1 protein-coding gene is annotated in these 245 nt (G+C 59.2%); it reads right to left on the bottom strand.

The window, feature by feature from the left end:
• Positions 1–245 (bottom strand): hypothetical protein (locus AC0IW9_RS31650; RefSeq protein ID WP_471652243.1); only part of this gene is annotated, 245 nt, incomplete at both ends.

Below are 245 nucleotides of genomic sequence, written 5' to 3'. Positions count from 1 at the left end.
ACTTCGGTCCAATGCCTCAGCGGAACCCTATCATCATCGCCCCACAGCAGCTGTCGCGCTGTCTCTGCCGCTCTCACGGGTCCCCACTCCTCCGCATTGACCGTCATCTCGACCATCTTATTCCTGATCTCCTTTGTCAGATCTCTCACCGCCTGCTTCGCATCGCTGACCCGCCCCCCTTCTCCTCCTTCTGGCGTGTCGCTAGCGTTCGGCGCACAGAAGCGGTCGATGTAAGGCTTTGTTTC

This window comes from Belnapia sp. AC561, from assembly GCF_979252845.1.
This window is presented reverse-complemented; position numbering and strand designations above follow the sequence as displayed.